Raw genomic sequence first — 26,095 nt, forward strand, 5'->3', positions numbered from 1 at the left:
AGTGTTTCACATGTTTCAAGTTACGTTCGAGCATCAGGCAGCCCGCATAGCGTCTGGTCATATCGACGATATCCAGTTTTTACGTGCGCTGCTTGATGATATCCGTCCTCGTCAATCAACCGATACTGAGAGTGCCAGCAAGTCAATTCAGGCGCTTTGTTTCCTGCTACAGCAGCAACCTTCATTTGCGCTGGAATTGCGAAACAGTATCCTGCGTCTCTTGAATGAAAAAAGTGTGATTTCACTGTATTCCGAGCATGGCATTCAGTCTGATTTAGGATTTTTTACTGAAACCTACCGGCGCTTTTCCCACAAATTACTGCCCGAAGTCCCTGATCCCAGATACCTGAAAGATGTATTTGGTCAGGTTTTTCACCACACTAATGATGCTAACTGGGTAACCGGCGTGCCGAACACTGTATGGTGTGATTTCATACATACTCTGGCATTGAGCGAGGGTAATGATTTGCAGCAGGAAAGCTGCATTCAAGAATTGAAGGATGCACTACAGGTGCTCTCTTTCCGCCTATCCGCTTCAGGACTCGACCCGGAGCTTATTTTGCAGCATGAAGACCTGGAAAATAATGCCTCGCCATTCATTACACAGAATATTGAAATCCAGAAATTCCTGGCACTCTCGGTCACTACTGCAGACGATATACAACATATTTATGATGTATTGAAACGTTGCCAGAAACTCAATGATGAAATCCGTAAGGCGAACGCCAAGACAGGGACCAGCATTTCGCTAACCGCCCTGATGCAAAGAATGCAGCAGCAGATTCATCGTATGCAATTATTGGTGGATATTCTGCATGGTCTGTTACTCAAGCATGATGTGAATGATGCGATTACGCGCTTGTTCAAGCAACTGGTTTATGCCGAGTGTAAAAAGAACAACCTTTCAGAATATTGGCGCCATAACACTGAGTTACTGGCTTTGCGGGTGACTGAAAATGCCAGTCACACCGGCGAGCATTACATCGCCCAGCATAGGCAGGAGTATTTGAAGCTGATGGGGTCTGCCATGGGCGCCGGGGTGATTATTGCATTTATGGCTATGTTTAAAATCATCATCGCCAGCTACCACTTCGCGCCTCTGGCTGAAGCCATTTTCTTTAGCCTGAATTATGGGTTGGGGTTTGTTCTGATTCATTTACTGCATTTCACAGTCGCCACCAAACAGCCGGCGATGACCGCAGCGACAATAGCGGCCGCCATTGATGATGATGGGCACGATAGCAAAAACATTCACAGCCTGGTCAAGATTGTCGCGCAGACCACCAGCAGCCAGACAATCGCCATTCTGGGTAATGTCATTGTCGTGATTCCGATGGCGATGTTTATTGACTGGCTGGTAGTGCAGTATAGCGGCCACCACTTTATCGGCGAGGCTAAAGCCAATATCCTGCTTGACTCAAACAACCCGTTGATCAGCCTTAGTGCCCTATATGCTGCGGTGGCGGGGGTTTGCTTGTTCCTTTCCGGCTTAATTGCTGGTTATCATGACAACCTGGCAGCTTATAACCGCATTCCCGAACGTATCGCCCACCTGCCCCTTTTACAACGCTTCTTGGGTAAAGAGCGCCTGCTACGTATTTCAGAATACATCCGCCATAATCTGGGCGCGCTGGCCGGTAACTTCTATTTTGGCTGCTTGCTTGGGTTTGCATCCGGGCTGGGCGTGATGCTTGGTTTACCATTGGATATCCGCCATGTCACCTTTGTAGCAGCATTCTCCGGCTATGCATTCTCTGCACTGGATTTCCAGGTGAGCTATTACATACTTGGAACGGCCTTACTCGGCATTTTTGTGGTGGCGACCATCAACTTGCTGACCAGCTTCGGTTTAGCTATTTTTGTTGCTATGAAATCAAGGCAAGTGCGCTACCGTCACTGGAAAGCTTTTGCGCTGGAATTACTGACTTTGCTCTATCGTCAACCGTGGAAATTCGTACTTCCACCTAAAAAAACTGAAATTGAGTCAAGACTTGAAAGAACTAAGCACTAAACACAATGACGCTCGCAGGCAACTTAGCATCTAAACTGTTTTATGTTTAATTGAACTGCTTTGTTGCCTATGCAGGGCGGAGTCTTTCAAGAAGTTTTTTCTATCAAAAAGTGAAATACCCCGTCTTCCTTTTTAAAAGACAGTAAGTTGACCGGATGATTGGTAATCAAGGTACGGATATTTTGCTCGCTGCCAAGTGCGGTCGTTTTCACCAGGATAATCTGGCCCGGTGACAGCTTATCTATGGCTTCTTTGGTTTTCAACATCGGCTCAGGACTCTGCAATCCTGTTAAATCCAGTTCTAAATCAATATTTTGCATCACGATAACCCCTCAATCACCAGTACTGCGCTTGCAAGCTCCTGGCCATGTTTTTTAATTGTACTGATTGGTTGACAGCAATTGTTTAACACTCGTATTCTATCTATGCGCACCTTATTAAACTTGATCGAATAACCAGCCCGCAACAAATAAAAGTCTAGCCGCCCAATTTAACGGCCTTGCCTTAAACCCTACTCTGTATCTTCATCAGTTGCATTGTGAGTGCTTTCCGCCAAATCCCGTATCATTTTGAACAACTCACGGCTGCTCTTGGGCGGTTTGTTGGCTGCTAACTCTTTTTGCGCATTACGAATCAATGTACGCATCTGCTGCACATCAGTACTTGGATACTCCACAAGAAACGCTTCAAATGCCTTTGGATCTTCAATCAAGCGGGTACGCCAACGCTCCATCTGATGAAAGCGGGCATTTTCTTCCACATGCTTGCCTTCCCATTTTTGCAATTGCTCGACGATCGGCGCCAGATCAATGTCGCGCATCAGACGGCCAATATATTGCAATTGACGGCGAATAGCGCCATTGGCAGTAAGTCGCTTGGCCTCGACAATCGCGTCACTTAAGGCTTCATCCAGTTGTAGCTTCTTTAATCTGTCTTTTGGCAGTTCAAGTAATTGACGACCAATTTCCTGCGCAGCATCAGCTTCTGCTTTTAATTTAGTTTTACTTGGTTGGGAGTCTTCCATGGGCTTAGCTATCATTCGCGGTTCTGCAGTGATGGTAAAAGCAATCTCTGCCAAATCACGGTATGATACCAGCTTTAATTGCCAAGCAAAAAACTAGCGCTCACAGCATGCAACTGGAACAACTCAAACAAATCTCTGAAGACATTATTCAATTGGCGAAACTGGCAGGCGCAAGCAGTGCAGAAGCAGAAGTCAGTTTTGGCACCGGGCAGAATGTCTCGGTTCGCCAGGGCGAGACTGAAAATATCGAATATAACCGTGACAAAGGTTGCTCGGTTACGGTGTATTTTGGGCAGAGAAAAGGCTATGCCAGCACTTCTGACCTGAGTTTGCAGGCGCTTAAAGACACTGTTGAAGCCGCCTGTAATATTGCGAAATATACTGCGGAAGATCCTTTTTGCGGCCTGGCCGATGCTGAGCGTATGGCAACAGAATTCCCGGATTTGTCATTGCATCATCCGTGGGCTATCGATGTCGATCAGGCGCTGGCATTAGCCAAGCGATGTGAGTCTGCAGCTCTCGCGGTTGACACGCGTATCAGCAATAGCGAAGGGGCAAGCGTTTACAGTCAAAGCGGCGCGTTTGTGTATGCGAATAGCCACGGCTTTGTTGGCGGTTACCCAAGTTCACGCCATAGCATCAGCTGTTCGGTCATTGCCGAGTCTAACAATCAGATGCAACGCGATTACTGGTATAGCAGTGCGCGCGATGCGCTGGATTTAGAGTCACCCGAACAAGTGGGCCACATTGCCGGTTCACGCACGGTCAAGAGATTAGACGCTCGTCCGATCAAGACCGGCCAATACCCGGTCATGTTCGAAGCACCATTGGCGAGTGGCCTGATAGGTACGCTGTTGAGTGCAATTTCAGGAGGCAATTTATACAGAAAGTCGTCATTCCTGCTTGATAGCCTGGGGCAAACAATTGCCAGCCCTACATTGCATATCGATGAAGACCCCTTCATCCTCAAAGGGGCGGGTAGCAGTCCGTTTGATAATGAAGGCGTAGCTTGCCAGAAGCGCACTCTGGTAGAAAATGGTGTATTACAAGGCTATTTACTAGGCAGTTATTCTGCGCGCAAACTGGGCATGCAATCGAGCGGTAATGCCGGCGGCGCCCATAACATCCTGGTGCGCTCTACCGGCCACAATTTAGAGCAATTATTACATACCATGGGTACTGGCCTGCTGGTAACAGAGTTGCTCGGTCATGGCATGAATATGATCACTGGAGATTACTCACGTGGTGCGGCTGGTTACTGGGTGGAAAACGGGGTAATCACCCATCCGGTAGAAGAGATCACGATTGCCAGCAATATGCTGGAAATGCTGAAAGGCATAGTGGCGATCGGCAACGACATCATCCCGAATAATTCCAAGCTGACCGGCTCTATATTAATTGATCGTATGACCATCGCCTCGGCTGATTAGTCCGTTGGATGCGATGCAAAATTAAAAAGGCTTTGCAATGATTGCAAAGCCTTTTTTGTAGCGCTTACCACTAATCGCCAGGTAATACTCAATACCTAAATTGATTAATATCCGATCATTTAGCTTCCAGCGTTAGCAAGGTTTCATCTATACCCGCGACGACTTCAGTCTTCGCACTTTCCATGGCAGCCGGTTCTTCTGCAGCAGCAGGTTGTTGGCTCACTTGATCAAGCAATGATGGCAAGGCCTCCTCTGGTACAGCTTCAACGGCCGGAGTTTCAGTCAGATCAGCAGCAATATCAGGCGTGGCTTGCTCAGCAGACAGAGTTAATTCCTCTACAGCAGTCTGCTGAGACTCTACTGTTGCCGCATCTGTAGCGACCATATCTGCATGCTCTTCAATCGGTGCATCTGATTGCAACACCACCGTTTCAGAAGCCTCTGGCTCAGTTGCTGCACCTTTTGCAGCTGGTTCATCTTCTGGCTCAAAGTCATCCTGCAATAACTCTGCCGGTACAATGCCATCCTGAACCTGGCTTGCACGGCGTTGCAGATAAGCATCACGCATGAAAGCATATGGATCGATAGAAGCATCATCCACCAGATCTTTGGCATCCAGCAGTTGCGTACGCCTGTCTATAAACTGCACTAAACGTACCTGGTTGTGCGCGCGGATCTGGCCAGTGTTGTGCAGGTATGTAATCGGATCAGAAGTCACTGTATCAAATGCCAAGCCGCCCGCATCACGTACAGTGCTAGGGCCCAAGATCGGCAATACCAGATAAGGGCCTGAACCCACTCCCCAGTGACCTAAAGTCTGACCGAAGTCTTCCTGATGTTTTGGGATATTGTCTTTACTGGCGACGTCGATAATGCCCGCAATACCAAAGGTGGTATTGATCACGAAGCGCCCGGCATCGGTAAATGCCTGTGCAAATTTGAGTTGCAATAAATCGTTAACAACGGTGGTCAAAGTACCCAGGTTATTGAAGAAGTTGCTGATGCCCGTGCGTACCGGTGTTGGTGTCACGGCCTTATACGCCTTCGCAACCGGCTTCATGGCATACTTATCGACCACGTCGTTAAATTTGTAAATCCCGCGGTTAACCCCTTCCAGCGGATCTTTATTGGTGGTCGCACACCCTGAAAGGCCAACAAGTACGGCAATCAATAAAACGGCTTTTAGTTTTTTCATATTTGTCATTATATTTAAATCAAGCGCTTCAATAGCATTAAAAAATTAGCTTAGTGCGTAACAAGCTTTATCACTTGCAAACACCCTGCAATCACTTTTATCGGCGCCGGTTTCAAAAATTGAAGGGCAACAACGCTATCGCGATCTACAACGGAATCCTTACTACTACCTTACCAACTGCAGAATAAAACGAGTTTATTCTACATCAAATGTCATTTTTGCTTCACATTATTTTTGTATAGCAATAATGCCTGCTGCCTTTGTAGGGCGTGGTCTACAATCGCCATCGGGTAGTCTATTTGCGGCATACTTACAAACAAATCCTTTTTGCTTGAAACACCCTCCCATGGGGCATGAATCTTATGGTCATCAAGCCCCGACAACTCAGGGACATATTTACGGATAAACTGCCCTTTTGCATCAAATTTCTCCGACTGTGACTGCGGATTAAAAATCCTGAAATAAGGTTGCGCGTCACATCCGGTGGAGGCTGCCCACTGCCAGCCGCCATTATTGGCGGCAAAATCAAAATCAATCAATTTCTCAGCGAAATACTGTTCGCCCCAACGCCAGTCAATCAACAGATCCTTGACGAGAAAACTGGCTACTACCATACGCAAGCGGTTATGCATGTAGCCGGTCTGATTCAACTGCCGCATCGCCGCATCCACAACCGGGAAGCCGGTACGTCCTTCACACCACGCAGCAAACCAGTCGCTGCTATTAGAGTAAGGCAGTTGGTCATATTCCAGCCTGTATGCGCGCTTTTGCAGTTGCAGATCCGGTCGGTGATAACACACCTGAAAGTAAAAGTCGCGCCAGATCAACTCACTTAACCAGGTGGCTGCACCTTCATTCCCCGCCAGTGACAATTGCCAGGCTGCAAGCGCCAACTGGCGAATCGAGATAGTGCCAAAGCGCAAATGCACCGACAAATAAGAGACACCTTTGATGGCAGGATAGTTGCGCGCTTCATGATAATCTTCAATGCGCTGTAAAAAGTCATCAAACAACTGTTGTGCGCCTGTAATACCCGTTGGCAAGCGCATCGTTTTTAAATTGGTACGGGAAAACCCAACGCTCTCCAGCGAGGGCATACTTTCAGCCTTGCAACTGGCCAACGACTTCAGGTAGCGTTGTACAGGATATGCCTTTAAGTAAAATGGATTCAGTTTGGCCAGATGCGCACGTTTATAAGGCGTAAATACACCATAAGGCTTGCCTGTCTGGGTAAGGATTTCGTCCTGCTCAAATAGCACCTGATCTTTGAATAAATGCAAGGTTTTGTCTAGGTGCAATAAAGCCTGCGCAACTTGCTCATCTCGAGCAATGGCCAGCGGCTCATAATCACGATTGGCGTACACTGCGGCCACTTCAAGCTGCTGCGCCAACTTGGGGATTTCTGCAACAGCTTTGCCATGGCGGATTAAAAGGTCGCCCTCCTTTTGCTGCAGCGCCTGTTTAAGCGCATTGAGACTTTCCCAGATAAACTCAACCCGCCGGTCGCACTTATCAGACAAGGCATCGAGGATGTCGGTATCAAACACAAACGCCACGTACACTTGCTCGTGACGCTTTAAGGCGTGATACAAGGCGGCATGATCATCAATGCGCAGGTCGCGACGCAACCAGACCAAAGCTTTAGACATGATTATTCCCGGTGATAAGGATGACCACTTAGGACCGTATGCGCACGATAGAGTTGCTCGGCCAGCATTACACGCACCATGCCATGTGGCATGGTTAACTTCGAAAGGCTGAATAACCATTCTGCCTGTACCTTCAATTGCGCGTGTAAACCATCTGCCCCGCCAACCACCAGCGACACATCGCGGCCCATTTCCTGCCAACTTTTTAACTTTTCTGCCAATTGCAATGTGGTCACAGCCTGACCACGTTCATCCAGCGCCACCAGGTAATCTTTACCAGCAACTTCAAGGATACGTTTGGCCTCAGCTTCTTGTACCACTTCACTGTTTTTACCAGCGGCACGCTTGTCTGGCTTGATTTCGATGATGCGGGTTTCAAGCTCGCGCGGCATGCGCTTTAAATACTCGGCACAGGCGGACTCAACCCAGTCGGGCATTTTATGTCCCACCGAGATGATATTCAGCTTCATGCAGGGATGATGAGAAAGGTGATGCGGGAGAAATTAATATTTGTACTCACACTCAAAACCTTTGTGCAAAAACAAGCTCACTCTGGTGTTGGTGCCTGGTGCAATTTGCACTTTGTTCTGCGCAGACATAGTGAATTGCAAGCAGCTTAAATTAAGCAGCAGAAGCTGCGCGACGCGATTGCGACTCGCTCCATAACTGCTCGAGGTTATAGTAGGCACGGGTGGCGGGCACCATGACATGGATGACAATCTCGTCCAGATCAACCAATACCCATTCACCGTCTTTTTCACCTTCGATGCCACGTGCGTCTACGCCTTTTTCTTTCAGCTTCTCGCGGACATTGTCGGCAATCGCCTTGCATTGGCGTGTGGAATTACCGCTCGCAACAATCATGTAGCTGGTGAGCGTCGTCATTTTATGCACATCCATGACTGTAATATCAAAGGCTTTAATATCTTCAAGCGCGTCAACGACGGCCAGTTTCATCTCTTCAAGGGAGATACTTTTATCTATAGGTTGTTGCATACGCACACTCAATGGGATTTAGGCAGCTTGCGCCGGGATATGGTCTTTTTGCTCGACGATACGATTCTGCGCATCGACATAGACCAGTTGTGGATGGTAGTTGGCTAATTCAGCTTCAGTATATTGTGAGTAAGAAGCGATAATGATCAGGTCATCCGGATCTGCTTTATGCGCAGCGGCACCATTGACGGAGATCACACCTGAGTGACGCTCGGCGCGAATCGCGTACGTCGTAAACCGCTCGCCATTGTTGATGTTGTAAATCTGGATCTGCTCATATTCACGGATATTTGCAGCTTCCAGCAAGGCTTCATCGATGGCGCAACTACCCTCGTAGTGCAGCTCGCTGTGCGTCACCCGCACCCGATGCAGCTTTGATTTCAACATGGTTCTTTGCATTGCATCCCTTCGGTTAATTTCCCGCTAACGCGGAAAAGGTCGTAATTATAAAGTTATCAATAGCTTAGCGCAAAATAATTTTCATAAAAACGTGCCGATTTATCCTACAGGTTGACTTCACAATTATCAATCAGACGGGTACTCCCTAATTTGGCCGCCGCCAGTATGACGAGTTCAGTTTCATCTTCTGATGGCTCACTCAAATCTAATTGGGACCGTATCTCTACATAATCAACCTGCCAGCCCTGTTGTTTCAGCACGGAAATGCTTCCCTGGCAAAGCGCTATGTAATCACGCCTGCCATGCTGCAAGGCAGTTCGCATACCTTGTAATTGCGCATATAACTGGGCGGCCTGATTTTTTTGTTGTGCCGTTAAATAGCCATTGCGGGAGCTCATCGCCAGCCCTGAGGGTTCGCGCATCGTGTCCATGCCAAGAATCTCAATACCAAAATTAAGCTGGCGTACCAGTGAACGTATCACCATCAGTTGCTGGTAATCTTTTTTACCAAATACCGCCAGGTCAGGTTTGACCATATGAAACAACTTTGTGACTACCGTGGCGACACCTGCAAAATGGCCTGGCCGGCTGGCTCCGCACAATATATCAGCCAAAGAGGATGGTTGTACAATCACCTGCTGCATTAAATCCTGCCCATTGAAATCAGGGTACACTTCATCAACCCCAGGCGCAAAAACAACATCTGCACCTACCGCGCGTAATTGCTCAACATCGGCTTGCAATGTACGCGGATAGCTGCCGAAATCTTCATTAGCACCAAACTGCAGTGGATTGACAAAAATACTGACTACCACAATATCCGTGCGGTTTTTAGCCTGGCTCACCAGTTGGCAATGCCCGGCATGCAAGTTACCCATGGTCGGCACAAAACCGATACGATTGCCTGCACAACCATCAAGGAAAGCGCGCAACTCGCGCAAAGTATGGAACAACTGCATGATAGTGCCACCCTTTGAAGGCTTAAGATCGCAGCAATATAACACAGCGCTGTCTGGCATTCGATGCTGTCAGCCATTTGACAAGCGGGCGAACCAACGCCTATAGTCGGTCATGCAATCTTGTATAAATAACAATTAAAGGAGTGTGAAGTTATGAGTGTGGCATCCGAATTCAAACAATTTGCGTTAAAAGGCAACGTCATGGATCTGGCAGTCGGTGTAATCATCGGCGGTGCGTTTGGCAAAATCGTGGATTCTTTAGTCAACGATATCATCATGCCGGTGATCGGCAAGATTTTCGGCGGCTTTGATTTCAGCAATATGTATTTCCCGCTTAACGGCCAATCTGCCGACCTGGCTTTGGTAGAAGCAAAAAAACTGGGTGCCGTGCTGGCTTATGGTAATTTTATAACCATCGTGCTCAACTTCATTATCCTGGCTTTTATCATCTTCCAGATGGTGAAATTCATGAATAGTCTGAAACAAGCTGAACCCGCGCCAGCACCAGCAGCAACGCCGGAAGATATTGTGTTGTTACGTGAAATTCGCGACAGCCTGAAGAAAAAATAACCGTTTCAGACATGCATCAACAATAAAGGGCGCTCAAGCGCCCTTTATTTAAACCTCAATTTTTAAGGCGTTGGTTGTATTTCATAAGTCTGACCCGATGTCGCATCTGAGCCATCATTATTTAAAAAAACAATCACGCTCACCTGGTCATCAATCAGGTCTAGCTCCGTGGTCGGGTAATAAGCGCCATGCGGATCTTTATTGATGTTGTGGTAATGCCAAATAGAAGCCACTACACGGCCACTGTCCTTTAGTTTGACATCTTCGGCGCGTGCGGGCTCACCCAGCAACGCAATAATCTCAGAGCGTTTAAGCTTGCCAATGGCAGTGACAAAGCCCTGCTCGTCTTCCGGGAATTTTTCAGTTGTATTGCCCGCCAGGGCGGTGCTGCTTAAAGTAATCAGCGCCAACGTTGCCAAGCTGGTAAACCAAGATTGTGTTTTCATTTTAACGCTCCTTTTCAGATAATCAGGCAATCAAAACAACGATTGGTTCTCACCAGCACGGCTCTCAGATAAGAGCGTTAAACAGATTCTATCGGATAAACTTCTTCTGGCAACTGCTCCATCATAAGCACATGTACCCGACGGCTATCTGCATGCACCACAGTAACACTCAGGTTACCTATGCGGATCTGCTCGCCGCGTTTTGGTAAATGGCCGAAATGATTAACCACCAGGCCACCTACGGTAGAAAACTCTTCGTCACTGAACTCAGTGCCAATCGTCTCATTCAGCTCGCCAATTTCCGTCAGCGCCTTGACACGATATTTGCCCGCGTCTTGCAGGATAATATTGCCCTCATCCTCGTCGTCGTCATATTCATCTTCAATATCGCCGACAATTTGCTCGAGCACATCTTCAATGGTGACCATCCCTGCTACGCCACCATATTCATCCACCACAATGGCGATATGGTTGCGGTTGCTGCGAAACTCTTTCAACAGCACATTCAAGCGTTTGGATTCAGGAATAAATACAGCCGGACGCAACATGTCGCGTAATTCAAAGGTTTGATTGGCATAATAACGCAGCAAATCCTTGGCTAGAAGAATCCCGATGACATCATTTTTATCATCTTCGATCACGGGAAAACGTGAGTGGGCGGTTTCGATGACATATGGCAGAAAGGTCTCGGCTGGTTGCGCAATATCGATCACATCCATTTGTGAGCGCGGGATCATGACATCCCTGACTTGCATCTCGCTAACCTGCAGGACACCCTCAATCATGGCGAGGGAATCGCCATCCATCAAGTGGTTTTCATAAGCCCCATGCAGCAACTCAACCAGTTGCTCGCGATCTTCTGGCTCGCGCAGAAGAAAATGACTTAATCGTTCTAATAAAGAGGGTTTATGGGACAACTTTTCCGGCTCAGAAGCCATATGTACTGCTGAAAACAGCATCCTGTATAAAGAGATGATTTAAGCATACATTAAAAACGATGAATATGTCACCTCCGGCCAGTGCCCTGTCAATGGTTTATGCCAGATTTAAGGTGGTTATTGGCACTTTTCGGCACAAATCTGCTAAATTAGCTCACTATGTTAAATCGCTTTTTCCTCCTGCTGGCTGCGCTGCGTGCATCGCTTATTTTAAAAGTTGTTGCCGGATTACTTATTTTCTATTTTTTGTTCGCCTGGCTAGCCATTAACCCTCTGGCGAAATGGCTGCTCCCTCAAATCGCCGATACACAATTGGCGAGTAAAGCCACCGTTGAAAAAGTCACTTTTGACCCTTTCCGCCTGATAGCGAAGATAGAACACCTGACACTGACTGAGAAAAACGGCGCACCGTTAGCGTCTTTTGACAAACTGGTGATAGATATGGAGTTCAGCGGCCTTTTTAGCTGGGCCTGGAAAATGAGACATATCGAATTAACCGCACCCAAAGTTAACGTCCATATCTCCAAGCAGGGAAAACTCAACTGGTCAGACCTGATTGCCAAACTTAACGAAGAGCCGTCTCCGCCTGAAAAAAACCTGCCGCGTGTGATTATTGAAAACATTAATATTCGCAAAGGCGATATTGAATATCTGGATGCAAAGCATTCAACACCCTTGCAAGCCTCTTTAAAACCGCTGGACTTCGAACTGGATGGCTTCTCGACCTTGCCGGAAGACCGCGGTGATTACCTGATTGCCGCCAGACTGCCTTACCAGGGTGGGACTTTGAAATGGAAAGGTAACTTTGGTGTTAATCCACTGGCATCGCAAGGCTCACTTGCAATAGAAGGTTTGAAAATTGCGAAGCTAGTGCAATGGGTTAACACTGAAAGATGGCCGTTTCAACCAGATGCAGGCAACTTTTCCAGTCAATTAAACTATGATTTCTCACTACCTGACCAACACCCTGAACTGTCAGTGTCCAATGCGACAATTGCGATTGATACATTGGCAGGAAAGCTAGTGCAAGGTGATCGAGTAGCATTGAACCAGATCAAGCTGCTGATCAAGAAATTCGCGTTTGCACAGCCATCGCACACCACAATTGCGACGCAAGATATTACCGTTAATCTTGATCAACTCAAGTTACAAAAACCGCAAGCAGAATTCACAATGGCTTCGGCCAATGCCACCTTACCCAGGTTTGAATTTACTGATAAGGACCATCTACAGCTCACTTTCGAAAACCTCAACTTGCAATTTGCGCAACTGCTCTTGCAGCACCAACAAAAAAGTCTTTTCCAGCTACCTGCCTTATCTGTTGAGCATGTGAGCCTGAATCTGGCCGAACGCCAGGCAGCTATCGGCAAAATATTGCTAGCGGATGGCAAATTTTCTGCAAGTCGTCACGCCGATGGCACGCTGGATTGGCAGCAGGCCTTAGCCACCGCAAGCTCATCAAAAACAGAAGAAAAGCTGCCTGAAAATCAGCAAACATCCGAGGATAAGCAAAAACCGGATGCTCCTTTCCATTTCAATATAGGCGAAGTTGCGCTAGAACATTGGCAACTCGCATACCTTGACCAGCAGTTTGCGAAACCATTGGAAGCCAATATCGCCGACTTTAATCTTCATCTGGCGCTAGATCAGCAAACAGACTTAAAAATTAAACAAATCAAGGCCGAAGCCAAGCAGCTCAGCGTGCAATCGGACAAGAAACCCGTCGCGCAACTGGCCAGTCTCGCGCTCAGTGATAGCAGCGTGGCATTGGCCCAACAAAAAATCAACCTGGGCGCACTTCAACTCACCGGCCTCAAAACCAGCGTGATCAGGCAAACTGACCAGCAACTAAACTGGCAGGTATTACTTGCCCCGGCAAAAAGCGAAAACAAAGGTGGCCCTCCTTCCCAGGTGAGCAACACCTCAGCGCCTGGCAAGCCTGAGGCGACCACGTCTTCCGCTTCGAAAAAATCTGCATGGGCATTTGGCTTAAACCATTTTGCTTTGCAGCACGCCGATATTCATATTGAAGACAATACCACCTCTACCCCGGTGATATTAGATGTTGCAGACGGCAGCGTTGAGGTCGCTGGCCTGAGCCAACAGATGACACGCGCGTTACCGGTGAAAGCTACTTTCAAGGTAAAACAGGGCGGGCAGTTCAGCGCCCAGGGCAAATTATCTCCTTCACCCTTTAAAACCGACTTGCAATTATCGCTGGTCGATTTATCACTCAAACCATTTGCCCCCTATATCCAGCAAGTCGCCTTGCTCAACTTGCAAGATGGCAGTGCCAGCATACAGGGAAGACTACAGCAGAGCAGCAGCGGTGCGACCACATTTGATGGTGGTTTCAATGTCAAAAATTGGTCACTGCTGGAAGAATCCAGCCAGCAACCTTTTCTACGTTGGGAATCATTACAGGGTGATGGCCTTGCGCTTTCGCTTGCACCTAACCGTCTGCAATTAAACACGTTGACACTGAATAATCCACAAACAAAATTCATCATTTATGCTGACCGTAGCCTGAATATTTCCAAGGTGATGCGAACCTCGCCAACTGCAACCAGCAGTCAACCAGCAGCCAAACAAACAGAATCCAAACCAACCGGCAGCAATACGCCCCTCGCAGTTGACAATAAGCAAGCTCACGCAAATAACAACCCAGGAGACTTTCCTGTCAGTGTGGATACAGTGCGTATCAATGGCGCCAAGCTTGAATTTGCAGACTTGTCATTGCCACAACCGTTTGGTACCAACATCCACTCACTAGGCGGAGTAATCAACGGTATTTCAACTAATCCTGTTGCAACAGCCCAGGTAGAGCTTGATGGCAAGGTCGATGAATATGGGGCCGCGCGTATCCATGGCTCTTTGCAACCATTCAAAGCGACTGAGTTTACCGATATCAAACTGGCCTTTACCAATCTTGATATGAACCGGCTCACACCCTACTCCGGCAAATTCGCCGGGCGCAAAATTGAATCCGGCAAACTATCTGTGGACCTCGAGTACAAGATCAAACAGCGCCAGTTGACTGGTGAAAACAAATTTGTGCTCAAGAAACTGACGTTAGGTGAAAAAATAGACAGCAAAGATGCGCCTGACCTGCCACTTGATCTTGCTATCGCGATCCTGGAAGACAGTGACGGTGTGATTGACCTGGATTTACCGATCAGCGGCAGCCTGGATGACCCTAAATTCAGCTATGGCGGCATTATGTGGAAAGCCTTTACCAATGTGCTGACTAAAATTGTGACCGCCCCATTCAGTGCATTGGGCAAACTGTTTGGCAGTAGCGAAAAACTGGAGGCTATCGTGTTTGAAGCAGGAAAAGCTGTTATTTCGCCTCCGGAATTGGAAAAGCTGCACGCAGTCAGCAAAGCGCTGGAAAAACGCCAGCAATTGAAATTAGGCATTGTTCCTGGTTATGACTCGTCGGCGGATACCCGTGCCATCCAGGAAATGACGCTGCGCAAACAAGTCGCTGAAGAGATGGGTATACGTCTTGAAGCGGGGCAATCGGCTGGCCCGATAGACTTGAACAACCCAAAAGTACAATCAGCCTTAAAAGCTTTACACGACCGCCTGACCAATAAAGGCCTGCTCAAGCGCCTCGCAGCTAAACTGGAAAAGATACCCGAAGGTTTTTACACACAGGCGCAAGAAGCATTAACCACTAGCATTCAGGTCTCAGAAACCGACTTGCAGAATCTGGCCAAATCACGCGCAGATTCTATTCAGAAGGTATTGCAAGAGGCGGGAGTCACTACGCAAAGGGTTACGTCAGCGACGCCCGTCACGGTCAAAGGGGATAGAAACCAGGTGCCAAGTAAATTGACACTGGATGTGATAAAAAATTAGCTGATGCTTCCGGATCGAGGTCATGAGAGTGCCCTTGATTGATTCGGGAGAAGAAGAGTCTACATCACCAGCACAGTCAGTAGCTGCTGGAAAAACCTCAATAACGGTGACAGGATCATACTTAATACCCCGGTAAATAACAGCGCAATCAAGATCAGCATACCGTAACGCTCTACCTTGGAAAATGCGATAGCTGCTCGCATTGGTAACAGACTGACTGCAATCCTGCCGCCATCCAGCGGGGGTAATGGCAATAAATTCAGCACTAACAACACCAGGTTAATCTGAATGCCGGCAATACTCATTTGTGAAAGAAAATCCTGCGCTGAGAGTGGAAAAAGCTCAATGCGCGCAAGAATCAAACCCCAGCCTATCGCCATCACAAAATTGGAGGCAGGCCCTGCCAAAGCGACCCACAGCATATCTTTTTTCGGATGGCGCAAGTTTGCGAAATTAACCGGTACTGGCTTAGCCCAGCCAAACAACACACCACCCAGCATGACGCTCAAGGCTGGTAATAAAATAGTGCCGAAAGGATCAATATGCTTAAAAGGATTCAGCGTAATCCGCCCCATGCGCTCGGCTGTTAAATCCCCAAAATATTTAGCGGCATAGCCGTGTGCCGCTTCATGCACGGTAATCGCAAACAGGATGGGTAATGCATAAGCTGCGATTTTTTGTATGACGGTTAATTCCATTTGATTTCAAATTCCATTAATTCCTGACATTAGTTAAGGCCAGGGAGCAACACCTGCGCGAACGAGTTCTGGTGGGTCCTGGGTCAAGTCCAGCACTGTCGTTGCGCCGACATGCGCAATATCGCTGTCTATCACTGCATCGACCTGGTGCTCCAGTGTCTCGCGTATTTCCCAGCCTACCGACATCGGCACGTCATCGCCAGGCAGTTGCAAGGTCATGCTTATTAAAGGCATGTTCAACGACTCAAGCAATGCCTGCGTTACGATATGCCTGGGTACGCGCAATCCTATGGTGCTACGTTTAGGGTGCTGCAGTCGGCGAGGCACTTCGCGGCTGGCTTCCAGCAAAAAGGTATAAGCGCCGGGAGTTAAGGCTTTTAGTAACCGGAATTGGCTGTTATTTACTTTGGCATAGGTGCCTATCTCGGCCAGGTCGCGGCAGATTAAAGTAAACGGATGGTCATCATCCACGCCGCGCATCCGACGGATACGCGTTTGTGCATCCTTAAACTCCATCGAGCAGACCAGTGCATAACTGGAATCTGTAGGGCAGGCAATCACACCGCCCTGCTGTATTAACTGGGCTGCCTGTTGGATTAATCTGGTCTGCGGATTTTCCGCATGAATAATGAAATATTGTGCCATCGTAGTTATTGCAGCAGGCTTGCTTCCGGCCAATCCTGCCAGACAGGCACGCAGCCGGCTGGCAAATCCGGCAAGCGCCCCATTTCCATGTAGGACATACCAGGCCCATGGTAATCAGACCCTTGCGAAGCTTTCAGGTCAAAACGGTGCGCAAGTTTGGCAAATTGTGCATATTGTGGTGGCTGATGGCTACCAGTGACCACTTCCAGCGCCACCCCCCCCTGATCCCTGAACTCATTCAATAGCAAATGCATATTGACGAAGCCCAGGTCATATCTGCCGGGATGCGCCAGCACCGCTTGCCCACCGCTGTCTTTGATCAGCGTCAGCGCCTCTTGGAGGCTCATCCACTCATAATTCACATAACCGGGCTTGCCTTTAACCATGTATTTTTTAAACACGGATTTAATGTTTTTTGCGTACCCCTGTTTCACCAGGAACTGGGCAAAATGGCTACGCGTCATCACGCTATCGCCGGAAATTTCCCGCGCGCCTTCATAGGCATTGGCAATACCGGCCTTCGCTAGTCCCTCGGCTATCTGGCGGGCACGCGCATCGCGTCCCTCCCGCACTTTGGCAAAAGCGTTCAGCAGTGCAGGATGCTGAGGATTAACGCGCAAACCGACAATATGCAAAGTTCGCTTTTTCCAGGTGGCTGAAATCTCAACGCCATCAATCAAATGAATGCCATGCAGCTCGGCGGCCACACGTGCACGTGCCAGCCCACTCACTTCATCATGATCGGTCAATGCCAGCACACGTACACCTTTACTGGCGGCGTGCGCTACAAGCTCCTCAGGCGAGAGCAAACCATCGGACATGGTTGAGTGGCAATGCAAATCGATGGGTACTGTCATGATTGATGATAATGCCGATTCGGTAATTGGGAGGAAACTTCGCCTGTTCTGACCTTTTTAAGGAAACGAACTTTGCAATTCGACAGAAATCATAGCAAAATAGTGCCCTCACAGATAGCAGGAATTCAGTCACCTGATCCCACATGCAAGTCATTATCGATTTATTGCCAGTCATCCTCTTTTTCATTGCCTATAAAAAAGCAGGTATTTTTGTGGCTACTTCAGTTGCCATTGTAAGCACTTTGGTACTGATGTTGATCGTATGGATCAAGCGCGGAAAGATTGACAAGATGCTGATGATTAATGGCGCAGTCATCACGGTGCTAGGTGGCATCACCTTATTACTGCACGACAAAACCTATATCATGTGGAAACCAACCGTGATTTACTGGATAGGCGCATTGGCACTTTTATCCAGTCGCTATGTTTTCCGGAACAACCTGATTGCCCGCATGCTTGGCAAAATCATTGCCCCGCCAAACAATGTATGGGATAAGTTAAACCTGTGCTGGGTACTATTTTTAGTAGGGTTGGGCAGTTTAAATCTGTATGTGGCTTTTCATTATGATGAGAATGCCTGGGTCAACTTTAAACTGTTTGGCACTACCAGCATCATGTTCATATTTATTATTTCGCAGGTTTTTTTGCTGAAAGATTACTGGATAGAACATCCACCGGCTGCCTGAGAAAACTAACGGATATACCTTATGTTATACATGATTTATGCTCAGGATAATGCCAACAGCCTGCCCCTTCGCCTGCAACACAGGCCTGCCCACCTGGAGCGCTTGCAACAGCTGCAATCTGAAGGGCGGTTAATATTGGCAGGCCCCTTGCCTTCCGTAGACAATATAGACCCGGGCGAAGCAGGTTACAGTGGCAGCCTGATCGTGGCTGAATTCGAGTCATTAGAGGCGGCTACCGAGTGGGCTGACAGCGACCCGTTCAAGCATGCTGGTGTCTATGCCAACATTCAAGTGAACCCTTTCCGCAAGACGTTGCCATAATGCTGCAAACTGAAATTACGCAACGTCTGCAGGCACTCCAGCCCGAGCAACTCGACATCGAAGACGACAGTGCTTTGCACAAGGGACACGCAGGAAACACGGGCGGCGGACACTTTACCATCACGGTGAAAAGCTCGCTATTTTCAGGAAAATCACAGATAATGCGCCATCGCATGGTATATCAATGCTTGCAAGACTTGATGCCTCATCGCATACATGCACTCAGTATCAACGCATTATCTACTGATGAGTCATCTGATTGAAACAATTCTGTTTTTTAATATTGCACCATTTCGTTTTTTAAGGATATTGCATGAAATTTTTGAAAATGATGTTGGCGATTGCATGCTTTAGCGCATTGCCACATGCTTACGCAGCTGATGCTGATGCCATTGCTACAGTCAACGGCAAACCGATCAAGAAAACCTGGGTTGAATTCATCTTAAGGGATGCGGAAGCACGTACTGGACAAAAAGCAAACGATGGCATGAAAGCCGCTGTTGTAAATGAGCTGGTAGGTTCTGAACTGGCTTACCAGGAAGCGCAAAAAGCGGGTATTGATAAACAGCCTGACTTTGTTGCGAGCGAAGAGCTGGCACGTCGTAAACTGTTAGTGAATGCTTTCCTGGCTGATTTCATCAGAAAAAATCCAGTGACTGAAGCCGAGAAAAAAGAAGGCTATGAGCAGTACAAAAAAGAACTGGGTGACAAAGAATACAATGCGCGCCATATCCTGGTGAAAACAGATGCCGAAGCAAAAGCGATTATCGCAGACCTGAAAAAAGGTACCGACTTTGCGAAAGTTGCCAAAGAAAAATCACTCGACCCTGGTTCTAAGGAAAAAGGTGGCGACCTTGGCTGGTTCTCTCCGGCCGGGATGGTTAAACCATTTGCAGATGCATTGTTAGTCTTGAAAAAAGGCGAAACGACACCTGAGCCGGTCCAGTCTCAATTCGGCTGGCATGTGATCAAACTGGTGGATACACGCGCATTGCAAGTACCTCCGTTTGACAAAGTTAAAGAAGGCATCGAGCGTACCATTCAGCAACGCAAGCTGGAAAAATACATGTTGAGCCTGAAAGACAAAGCGAAAATTGAAGTAACAGGTGTTGAGAAAAAAACACCTTAATCACCTCAGTGTTGATCAGTTAAAAGCCAGCTTATGCTGGCTTTTACTTTTTATTCACCCCGAAATTGCTGTAATCGCCATTTAAGGTTTTACTCACCTCTTGATTCTGCGATAAAATCAAGAATTGTTCTCATTTGCAGCTTTGCTTCGCATCTATGCAACTCAACGCACTCAAACCCGGTGAATCCGCCCTCATCGAGGGCATCCAGGCTGAACAGGCACTGGTACAACGCCTGCATGCGTTAGGATTTCGCCCCGGAAAGCAGGTGCAAGTTGTTCGCCAAGCCGCCTTCAATGGGCCATTACATATCCGTATTGGCTCAACAGACGTAGTGATTCGCCTGCAAGATGCGCAGGCCATTCATTTAGCTAACCCTTCATCTGAATCCCTGTCCGTATGAAACGTGTTGCTTTACTAGGCATGCCCAACACGGGCAAATCTACCCTGTTCAATCGATTAAGCGGGGCATCGGCACGCGTCGGCAACTGGCCAGGAATGACGGTAGACTTGCTGAGCGCAAAAATTTTACTCGGGGGCCATATTGCCGAATTAATTGATTTGCCTGGCCTGTATGACTTGAATGGGTTTTCAGATGATGAAGAGGTCGTCAGACACTTTCTCAGCAATCATCCGATTGATCTGGCATTGATTATCCTCAATAGCGCACAAATTGACAGGCAACTATCCTTGGCATTGCAACTTCGTGCATTGGGTTTGCCAACCATCTTGCTTTTAAACATGGAAGATGAAGCGAAACGTGCTGGTATCACCATAGACACCAAGCAGATGAGCGAAGAACTGGGCATGCCAGTGATGACGATCAGTGCAAAATACGGAAATGGCTGCCCGCAAGCGTTGCAATTGGCCGCCAGAGTGCTGGAGAAAAAAGTACCCGCCAGTGACCCACAGTTGATGGCAGCCCAACTGCAAGCTGATAATGCCGTAGAAGAGGAAATGCAACGCATTATTGACCGTTCTGTGCAAATGCCTTTGCAGTTGAATACATCGACAACTGATCGCATTGACCGTGTATTGCTACACCCCTGGCTAGGCTTACCGTTATTTTTTCTGGCCATCTTCCTTTTATTCCAGTTCATCTTCACGATTGGTGCTCCACTACAAGAAGCGACTGCCTGGATTTTCGACACCGTGCGCAGTGAATTACTGGATCCCGCATTGTCAGGACTGCCAACCTGGCTGAACGGATTATTGCTGGATGGCCTTTACACAGGCTTGAGTACGGTCGCAGCTTTTGTGCCCATCATTGTGCTGTTCTTCCTGGTCATGAGTATGGTTGAAGATAGCGGTTATTTATCACGTGCCGCTTTCCTGATGGATACTTTGATGGCAAAAATGGGGATGGATGGCCGCGGGTTTGTCATGGTACTGATGGGGTTTGGCTGTAACGTACCTGCGCTGATGGGCACCCGTGTCATGCGTAGCCGCCCCATGCGTTTGCTGACCATGCTGACGATACCATTATCACTGTGCTCGGCACGCTTGCAGGTGTTCCTGTTTATGATCGCTATCCTATTCCCTCCTTCTCAGGCGGCAATGGCACTGTTCTCGCTATACATGGTGAGTTTTTTCACTATTTTTTTTACTGCTATCCTGTTCAAGCAGAAATTCGCCAGCAGTGAGCCATTTGTACTGGAACTACCACCGTATCGTTTCCCCACCCCGAATCAAATCTGGATGCGTGGCTGGCAAGAAGTGAAACATTTCCTCTATCGTGCAACCAAATTCATCGTCATCGGGGTGTTGATGGTCTGGCTGTTAACGCATTTGCCTACGACGGCAATACCCGCCAGTTCAGAAACGTGGGCGGGCAGCATAGGCCGCTTTTTTGCACCTGTGCTGGACCCGATCGGTATTGATAACCACCTGGCGATTGCCTTGATTTTCGGCTTTGTCGCCAAAGAAATTGTGGTCGGTTCGCTGGCCGTGATTTATGGTTTGCAGGGGGATGCGCTTAGCCATCAGATCGCCGCCAATATTGACTGGGTACAAGGCATGAGTTTTATGCTGTTTACGCTCATTTATACGCCTTGCCTGTCCACGATTGCCACCTTGCGGTCAGAAAGCAAAAGTCGCGCATTTATGTGGCTTTCGCTGGCTTGGTCACTCGGCCTGGCCTGGCTAATCAGCCTGGCCTTCTATCAAAGTGCGCGCGCGCTCGGCTATTAACCAGCCAGAACCTGAATTCAAGCGCTGATTAGCCTAAACCATTTAACGGCCACTGACTGCGGGTTGTATTTTATCCAGCGCTTGTTTTTGACACTGCGGGACTGTCCGCTTTCTGCTAAAATAGCGGTTTGAATTTTCACCGAAAAATCCAATCGCCTCATGTCTAATCAAGCGCAATTTTTAAGCCTGCGCGGCAGTGCCGCACTCTCCCAGTTCCGTCTCGATAAACTCTACAGCACACTCAAAGCCAGCGCCCCTAATATTGCGCATATCACCACAGAGTTTGTGCATTTTGCTTTTAGCGAAATCGCATTAAGTGCGGCAGAGCAAGATACCTTGCAGCAGATCTTGACCTATGGCCCGAAAACCAAAGCCGAAACCACTGCCGGCGAACTGTTATTGGTGATTCCACGTATAGGCACGATTTCACCATGGGCTTCACGTGCAACAGATATTGCGTATAACTGTGGCTTGCATTTATTACGCCTTGAACGCGGCATTGCCTATTACGTCACCACCCATAATGGTCAGCCCCTGACTGATGCTGAAAAACAGGCTTTGCGTGCAGTGATACAAGACCGTATGACTGAAACTGTCATTTACAGCGTGGCGAATGCCGAAAAGCTGTATCACCATGCCGACCCGAAACCATTAGCTAGCATTGATATCTTGGCCGGTGGTAAAACAGCACTCGAAGCCGCCAATAATGAAATGGGCCTGGCGCTGTCTCCGGACGAAGTAGATTACCTGCTTGAGAATTACCTTAAAATGGGCCGCAACCCGACCGATGTCGAGCTGATGATGTTTGCGCAGGCCAACTCCGAGCATTGCCGCCATAAAATCTTTAATGCCGACTGGGTGATCGACGGTGTACAACAAGAGTTGTCGCTATTTAATATGATCCGCAACACGCATAAGCTGAATCCAGGCACAACCGTGGTCGCTTATTCGGATAACAGCTCGATTGTGCAAGGCCAGAAAACCAAACGTTTTTACCCATCTGCCGACCAAAGCTACCAGTTCGTTGAAGATGACATGCACTACCTGATGAAGGTAGAAACGCACAACCACCCAACCGCCATTTCGCCCTTTGCGGGTGCAGCCACTGGCGCAGGTGGCGAGATCCGAGATGAAGGCGCTACCGGTATCGGCTCCAAACCCAAAGCGGGCCTGACTGGATTTTCGGTCTCTAACCTGAACCTGCCTGACTTTGAGCAGCCCTGGGAAAATTACTATAAGCAATCGAACTACGGTAAACCTGGCCGTATTGCCAGCCCGTTGCAAATCATGATCGACGGCCCACTAGGTGGTGCTGCGTACAACAACGAATTTGGCCGCCCTAACATTGCCGGTTACTTCCGCACCTTTGAACTTGAAGCTCGTGGGGTCGATGGGCAACCTGAAGTACGTGGTTACCACAAACCAATCATGCTGGCCGGTGGTGTCGGTAATATTTCCGGCAGTCACAGCCATAAACATAGCATTCCTGCGGGTGCAGCACTTATCCAACTTGGTGGTCCAGCCATGCTGATCGGCCTTGGCGGCGGGGCGGCTTCGAGTATGGATACTGGTGCTAACACTGAAAACCTTGACTTTGATTCAGTGCAACGGGGCAACCCTGAGTTGCAACGCCGCGCCCAAGAGGTGATAGACCGTTGCTGGCAGTTAGGCGACAAAAACCCGATTGTCAGCATTCACGATGTCGGTGCCGGTGGCATCTCCAACGCTTTCCCTGAGCTGGTTAACGATGCCAAAGTCGGTGCGATATTCCAGTTACGCGATGTGCATAACGAAGAACCAGGCATGGCTCCACGTGAATTATGGAGTAACGAAGCGCAGGAACGTTACGTACTGGCGGTAACCCAGGATCAGTTGCCATTATTTGAAGAAATCTGTGCCCGCGAACGCTGCCCGTTTGCGGTGGTGGGAATTGCTACCGCTGAGCGTCATTTGACCGTTGAAGACAGCCACTTTGCCAACAAACCGGTCGATATGGATTTATCCGTTTTACTCGGCAAACCGCCAAAAATGTTGCGCGACGTAAAGTCCACCAAAAAAGCCCTGACCACATTCGATACCAGCAAGATTGACTTACAAGATGCGGTCGCCCGCGTATTGCGTTTGCCAGGCGTGGCCGATAAAACTTTTTTGATTACCATAGGCGATCGCACGGTAACCGGCCTGATTGCGCGTGACCAGATGGTCGGACCGTGGCAAGTGCCGGTCAGCAATGTGGCAGTGACTTGTGCCGGTTATGAAACCAACGAAGGTGAAGCGTTTGCCATTGGCGAAAAAGCACCTTTAGCTTTGCTGGATGCACCGGCTTCCGGCCGTATGGCAATCGGTGAAGCGATTACCAATATTGCCGCCGCTGTGATCAGCGAGATAAGCAATTTGAAACTGTCGGCAAACTGGATGGCCCCAGCGGGCCATCCCGGTGAGGATGCTGCTTTATACGAAACGGTCAAAACCGTGGGTATGGAGCTATGTCCTGCACTTGGTATCAGCATCCCGGTGGGTAAAGATTCCATGAGCATGAAAACCGTGTGGAATGACGACGGCCAGAACAAAGCCGTCACATCACCAATTTCACTGGTGATTTCAGCCTTTGCGAATACCCCGGATGTTCGCAAAACACTCACGCCACAATTGCGTACTGATCTTGGCGAAAGTGAGTTGATCCTGATTGACCTGGGCAATGGCAAAAACCGCATGGGCGGCTCGTCACTGGCGCAAGTGTATAGCCAGTTAGGTGACACAGTGCCGGATGTCGATCAACCGGCACAACTGAAAGCATTTTTTGCTGCCATCCAGCAACTGAATTCAGATGGCAAACTGTTGGCTTACCACGACCGTTCTGATGGCGGCCTGTATGTGACCCTGGTCGAGATGGCTTTTGCCGGCCATTGTGGGTTGACTGTTGATCTGGGTAGCATTCCGGGGGACAGTATCAGCGTATTGTTCAATGAAGAACTGGGTGCCGTTCTGCAAGTACGTGCATCTGAAGCAGCCGCGATTAGCAACGTCTTGCACCAATCACTGGGCAACAGCGTTCACCGGATCGGCAACGTTAACCATGGTCATGACATTGTCATTAACCATGGCGCAACGCATTACCAGGCCTCCCGTATAGATCTGCATCGCATGTGGTCTGAAACCACTTATCGTATGCAAAGCCTGCGTGATAACCCGGCCTGTGCGCAGCAAGAATATGACCGCATCCTGAATGCCGATGATATTGGCCTGCACGCAAAATTAACATTTGATATCAACGACAATATTGCCACTCCCTATATCAATACCGGCAAACGCCCGAACATGGCGATCTTGCGCGAGCAAGGCGTTAATGGCCAGACCGAAATGGCCGCTGCATTTGACCGTGCCGGCTTTAATAGCGTGGACGTGCATATGAGCGACGTGATCAGTGGTCGCGTATCACTCATGGACTTCGCTGGCCTGGTGGCTTGTGGAGGTTTCTCGTATGGCGACGTGCTGGGTGCCGGTGAAGGCTGGGCCAAATCCATCCTGTTCAACAACCGTGCACGCGATGAATTCAGCAACTTCTTTAACCGTGCTGATACGTTTGCTTTAGGCGTGTGTAACGGTTGCCAGATGATGAGCAACCTGCATAGCATTATTCCCGGTGCCGACCTATGGCCACATTTTGTGCGCAACAAATCCGAACAATTCGAGGCACGCTTTGCGCTGGTAGAGATTTTAAGCTCGCCATCGATCTTTTTTGATGGCATGGCAGGCAGCCGTATGCCTATCGCTGTCGCCCATGGTGAAGGATTTACGGAATTTCCTGATGCTAACGCTGTCACAAGTGTGCTAAAACAACAGTTGGCAAGTGTCCGTTTTGTGGACCATGCGTCAACGCCTACGGAAGTGTATCCGTTTAACCCTAACGGTTCTGCCCAGGGGTTAACCGGCTTCACCACACCAGATGGCCGATTCAGCATCATGATGCCACATCCGGAACGTGTGTTCAGGACGGTTCAGAACTCGTGGCATCCGGATGACTGGCAAGAAGATAGCCCATGGATGCGTATGTTCCGCAATGCACGCAAGTTTGTCTCTTAAGCAGTTG

Annotated in this window: 24 protein-coding genes; 11 read left to right on the forward strand and 13 right to left on the reverse strand. The window is 48.5% G+C overall.

The features are described from left to right. The first annotated feature begins 10 nt into the window (after positions 1-10). The gene (locus VK958_RS12780) at positions 11-2,011 is read left to right on the forward strand and encodes a site-specific recombinase (protein WP_325241940.1); all 2,001 of its coding nucleotides are present in this window, start codon (positions 11-13) and stop codon (positions 2,009-2,011) included. A gap of 86 nt (positions 2,012-2,097) precedes the next feature. Here the strand turns inward: VK958_RS12780 and VK958_RS12785 are convergent, their stop codons facing one another. Then, positions 2,098-2,331, reverse strand: coding sequence for a sulfurtransferase TusA family protein (locus tag VK958_RS12785; RefSeq protein ID WP_325241942.1), 234 nt, complete (start codon positions 2,329-2,331; stop codon positions 2,098-2,100). A gap of 191 nt (positions 2,332-2,522) precedes the next feature. Further along, entirely contained in the window at positions 2,523-3,035 is a 513-nt protein-coding gene (gene yjgA / locus VK958_RS12790; protein WP_325241944.1) for a ribosome biogenesis factor YjgA, read from the reverse strand. Positions 3,036-3,142: 107 nt separating this feature from the next. On the opposite strand from yjgA, the gene pmbA reads away from it, so the two are divergent. Then, positions 3,143-4,465: a metalloprotease PmbA gene (pmbA, locus tag VK958_RS12795; RefSeq protein WP_325241946.1), complete on the forward strand. Its 1,323-nt coding sequence runs from the start codon at positions 3,143-3,145 to the stop codon at positions 4,463-4,465. A gap of 115 nt (positions 4,466-4,580) precedes the next feature. On the opposite strand, the gene VK958_RS12800 is transcribed toward pmbA, so the two are convergent. From VK958_RS12800 to panC, 6 genes are all read right to left on the reverse strand, one after another. Beyond that, the gene (locus VK958_RS12800) at positions 4,581-5,660 is read right to left on the reverse strand and encodes an MlaA family lipoprotein (protein ID WP_325241948.1); all 1,080 of its coding nucleotides are present in this window, start codon (positions 5,658-5,660) and stop codon (positions 4,581-4,583) included. A 212-nt stretch (positions 5,661-5,872) separates the two neighbouring features. Then, positions 5,873-7,309 (reverse strand): cryptochrome/photolyase family protein, encoded by a 1,437-nt coding sequence (locus VK958_RS12805; RefSeq protein WP_325241949.1) that lies wholly within the window; start codon positions 7,307-7,309, stop codon positions 5,873-5,875. Positions 7,310-7,311: 2 nt separating this feature from the next. Next, complete coding sequence (gene rlmH / locus VK958_RS12810; protein ID WP_325241951.1) at positions 7,312-7,779, reverse strand: 23S rRNA (pseudouridine(1915)-N(3))-methyltransferase RlmH; 468 nt, start codon at positions 7,777-7,779, stop codon at positions 7,312-7,314. A gap of 151 nt (positions 7,780-7,930) precedes the next feature. Beyond that, a complete protein-coding gene (rsfS, locus tag VK958_RS12815) occupies positions 7,931-8,305 on the reverse strand; it encodes a ribosome silencing factor (protein ID WP_325241953.1) in 375 nt (124 codons plus the stop codon). A gap of 18 nt (positions 8,306-8,323) precedes the next feature. Then, positions 8,324-8,704, reverse strand: a complete 381-nt coding sequence (gene panD / locus VK958_RS12820) for an aspartate 1-decarboxylase (protein ID WP_325241955.1) — start codon at positions 8,702-8,704, stop codon at positions 8,324-8,326. 104 nt (positions 8,705-8,808) lie between these two features. Further along, positions 8,809-9,663 (reverse strand): pantoate--beta-alanine ligase, encoded by an 855-nt coding sequence (gene panC, locus VK958_RS12825; protein WP_325241957.1) that lies wholly within the window; start codon positions 9,661-9,663, stop codon positions 8,809-8,811. A 153-nt stretch (positions 9,664-9,816) separates the two neighbouring features. Here panC and mscL point away from each other — a divergent pair, with 153 nt between their 5' ends. Further along, positions 9,817-10,233, forward strand: coding sequence for a large conductance mechanosensitive channel protein MscL (gene mscL, locus VK958_RS12830; protein ID WP_325241959.1), 417 nt, complete (start codon positions 9,817-9,819; stop codon positions 10,231-10,233). 62 nt (positions 10,234-10,295) lie between these two features. Here the strand turns inward: mscL and VK958_RS12835 are convergent, their stop codons facing one another. Together VK958_RS12835 and VK958_RS12840 are read right to left on the reverse strand one after the other, a co-directional pair. Continuing rightward, positions 10,296-10,679, reverse strand: a complete 384-nt coding sequence (locus VK958_RS12835; RefSeq protein ID WP_325241961.1) for a hypothetical protein — start codon at positions 10,677-10,679, stop codon at positions 10,296-10,298. Positions 10,680-10,756: 77 nt separating this feature from the next. Continuing rightward, complete coding sequence (locus tag VK958_RS12840; RefSeq protein WP_325241963.1) at positions 10,757-11,617, reverse strand: HlyC/CorC family transporter; 861 nt, start codon at positions 11,615-11,617, stop codon at positions 10,757-10,759. A 159-nt stretch (positions 11,618-11,776) separates the two neighbouring features. On the opposite strand from VK958_RS12840, the gene VK958_RS12845 reads away from it, so the two are divergent. Continuing rightward, the gene (locus VK958_RS12845) at positions 11,777-15,481 is read left to right on the forward strand and encodes a DUF748 domain-containing protein (protein ID WP_325241965.1); all 3,705 of its coding nucleotides are present in this window, start codon (positions 11,777-11,779) and stop codon (positions 15,479-15,481) included. Between the two features lie 59 nt (positions 15,482-15,540). Here VK958_RS12845 and VK958_RS12850 read toward each other — a convergent pair whose 3' ends face one another. The 3 genes from VK958_RS12850 to VK958_RS12860 are packed head-to-tail and all read right to left on the reverse strand — an operon-like array spanning position 15,541 to position 17,681. Continuing rightward, positions 15,541-16,179, reverse strand: coding sequence for a site-2 protease family protein (locus tag VK958_RS12850; RefSeq protein ID WP_325241967.1), 639 nt, complete (start codon positions 16,177-16,179; stop codon positions 15,541-15,543). 33 nt (positions 16,180-16,212) lie between these two features. Beyond that, positions 16,213-16,824 carry an L-threonylcarbamoyladenylate synthase gene (locus VK958_RS12855; protein WP_325241969.1) on the reverse strand — a complete coding sequence of 204 codons (612 nt, stop codon included), beginning with the start codon at positions 16,822-16,824 and terminating at the stop codon, positions 16,213-16,215. A 5-nt stretch (positions 16,825-16,829) separates the two neighbouring features. Beyond that, positions 16,830-17,681, reverse strand: coding sequence for a PHP domain-containing protein (locus VK958_RS12860; RefSeq protein WP_325241971.1), 852 nt, complete (start codon positions 17,679-17,681; stop codon positions 16,830-16,832). A gap of 143 nt (positions 17,682-17,824) precedes the next feature. On the opposite strand from VK958_RS12860, the gene VK958_RS12865 reads away from it, so the two are divergent. The 7 genes from VK958_RS12865 (at position 17,825) to purL (ending at position 26,088) form a co-directional block, all read left to right on the forward strand. Next, positions 17,825-18,367 carry a septation protein A gene (locus tag VK958_RS12865; protein ID WP_325241973.1) on the forward strand — a complete coding sequence of 181 codons (543 nt, stop codon included), beginning with the start codon at positions 17,825-17,827 and terminating at the stop codon, positions 18,365-18,367. A gap of 21 nt (positions 18,368-18,388) precedes the next feature. After that, a complete protein-coding gene (locus VK958_RS12870; RefSeq protein WP_325241975.1) occupies positions 18,389-18,688 on the forward strand; it encodes a YciI family protein in 300 nt (99 codons plus the stop codon). Continuing rightward, a complete protein-coding gene (locus tag VK958_RS12875; protein ID WP_055826188.1) occupies positions 18,688-18,951 on the forward strand; it encodes a BolA family protein in 264 nt (87 codons plus the stop codon). The genes VK958_RS12870 and VK958_RS12875 overlap by 1 nt, the downstream gene beginning before the upstream one ends. 50 nt (positions 18,952-19,001) lie before the next feature. After that, positions 19,002-19,817, forward strand: coding sequence for a peptidylprolyl isomerase (locus tag VK958_RS12880; protein ID WP_325241978.1), 816 nt, complete (start codon positions 19,002-19,004; stop codon positions 19,815-19,817). Between the two features lie 155 nt (positions 19,818-19,972). Continuing rightward, positions 19,973-20,218: a FeoA family protein gene (locus VK958_RS12885; protein WP_325241980.1), complete on the forward strand. Its 246-nt coding sequence runs from the start codon at positions 19,973-19,975 to the stop codon at positions 20,216-20,218. Further along, positions 20,215-22,005: a ferrous iron transport protein B gene (feoB, locus tag VK958_RS12890; protein WP_325241982.1), complete on the forward strand. Its 1,791-nt coding sequence runs from the start codon at positions 20,215-20,217 to the stop codon at positions 22,003-22,005. The genes VK958_RS12885 and feoB overlap by 4 nt, the downstream gene beginning before the upstream one ends. Before the next feature lie 159 nt (positions 22,006-22,164). Further along, complete coding sequence (purL, locus tag VK958_RS12895) at positions 22,165-26,088, forward strand: phosphoribosylformylglycinamidine synthase (RefSeq protein ID WP_325241984.1); 3,924 nt, start codon at positions 22,165-22,167, stop codon at positions 26,086-26,088. The last annotated feature ends 7 nt before the right edge of the window (positions 26,089-26,095 follow it).

The organism is Methylophilus sp., from assembly GCF_035460085.1.
Lineage (GTDB): Bacteria > Pseudomonadota > Gammaproteobacteria > Burkholderiales > Methylophilaceae > Methylophilus.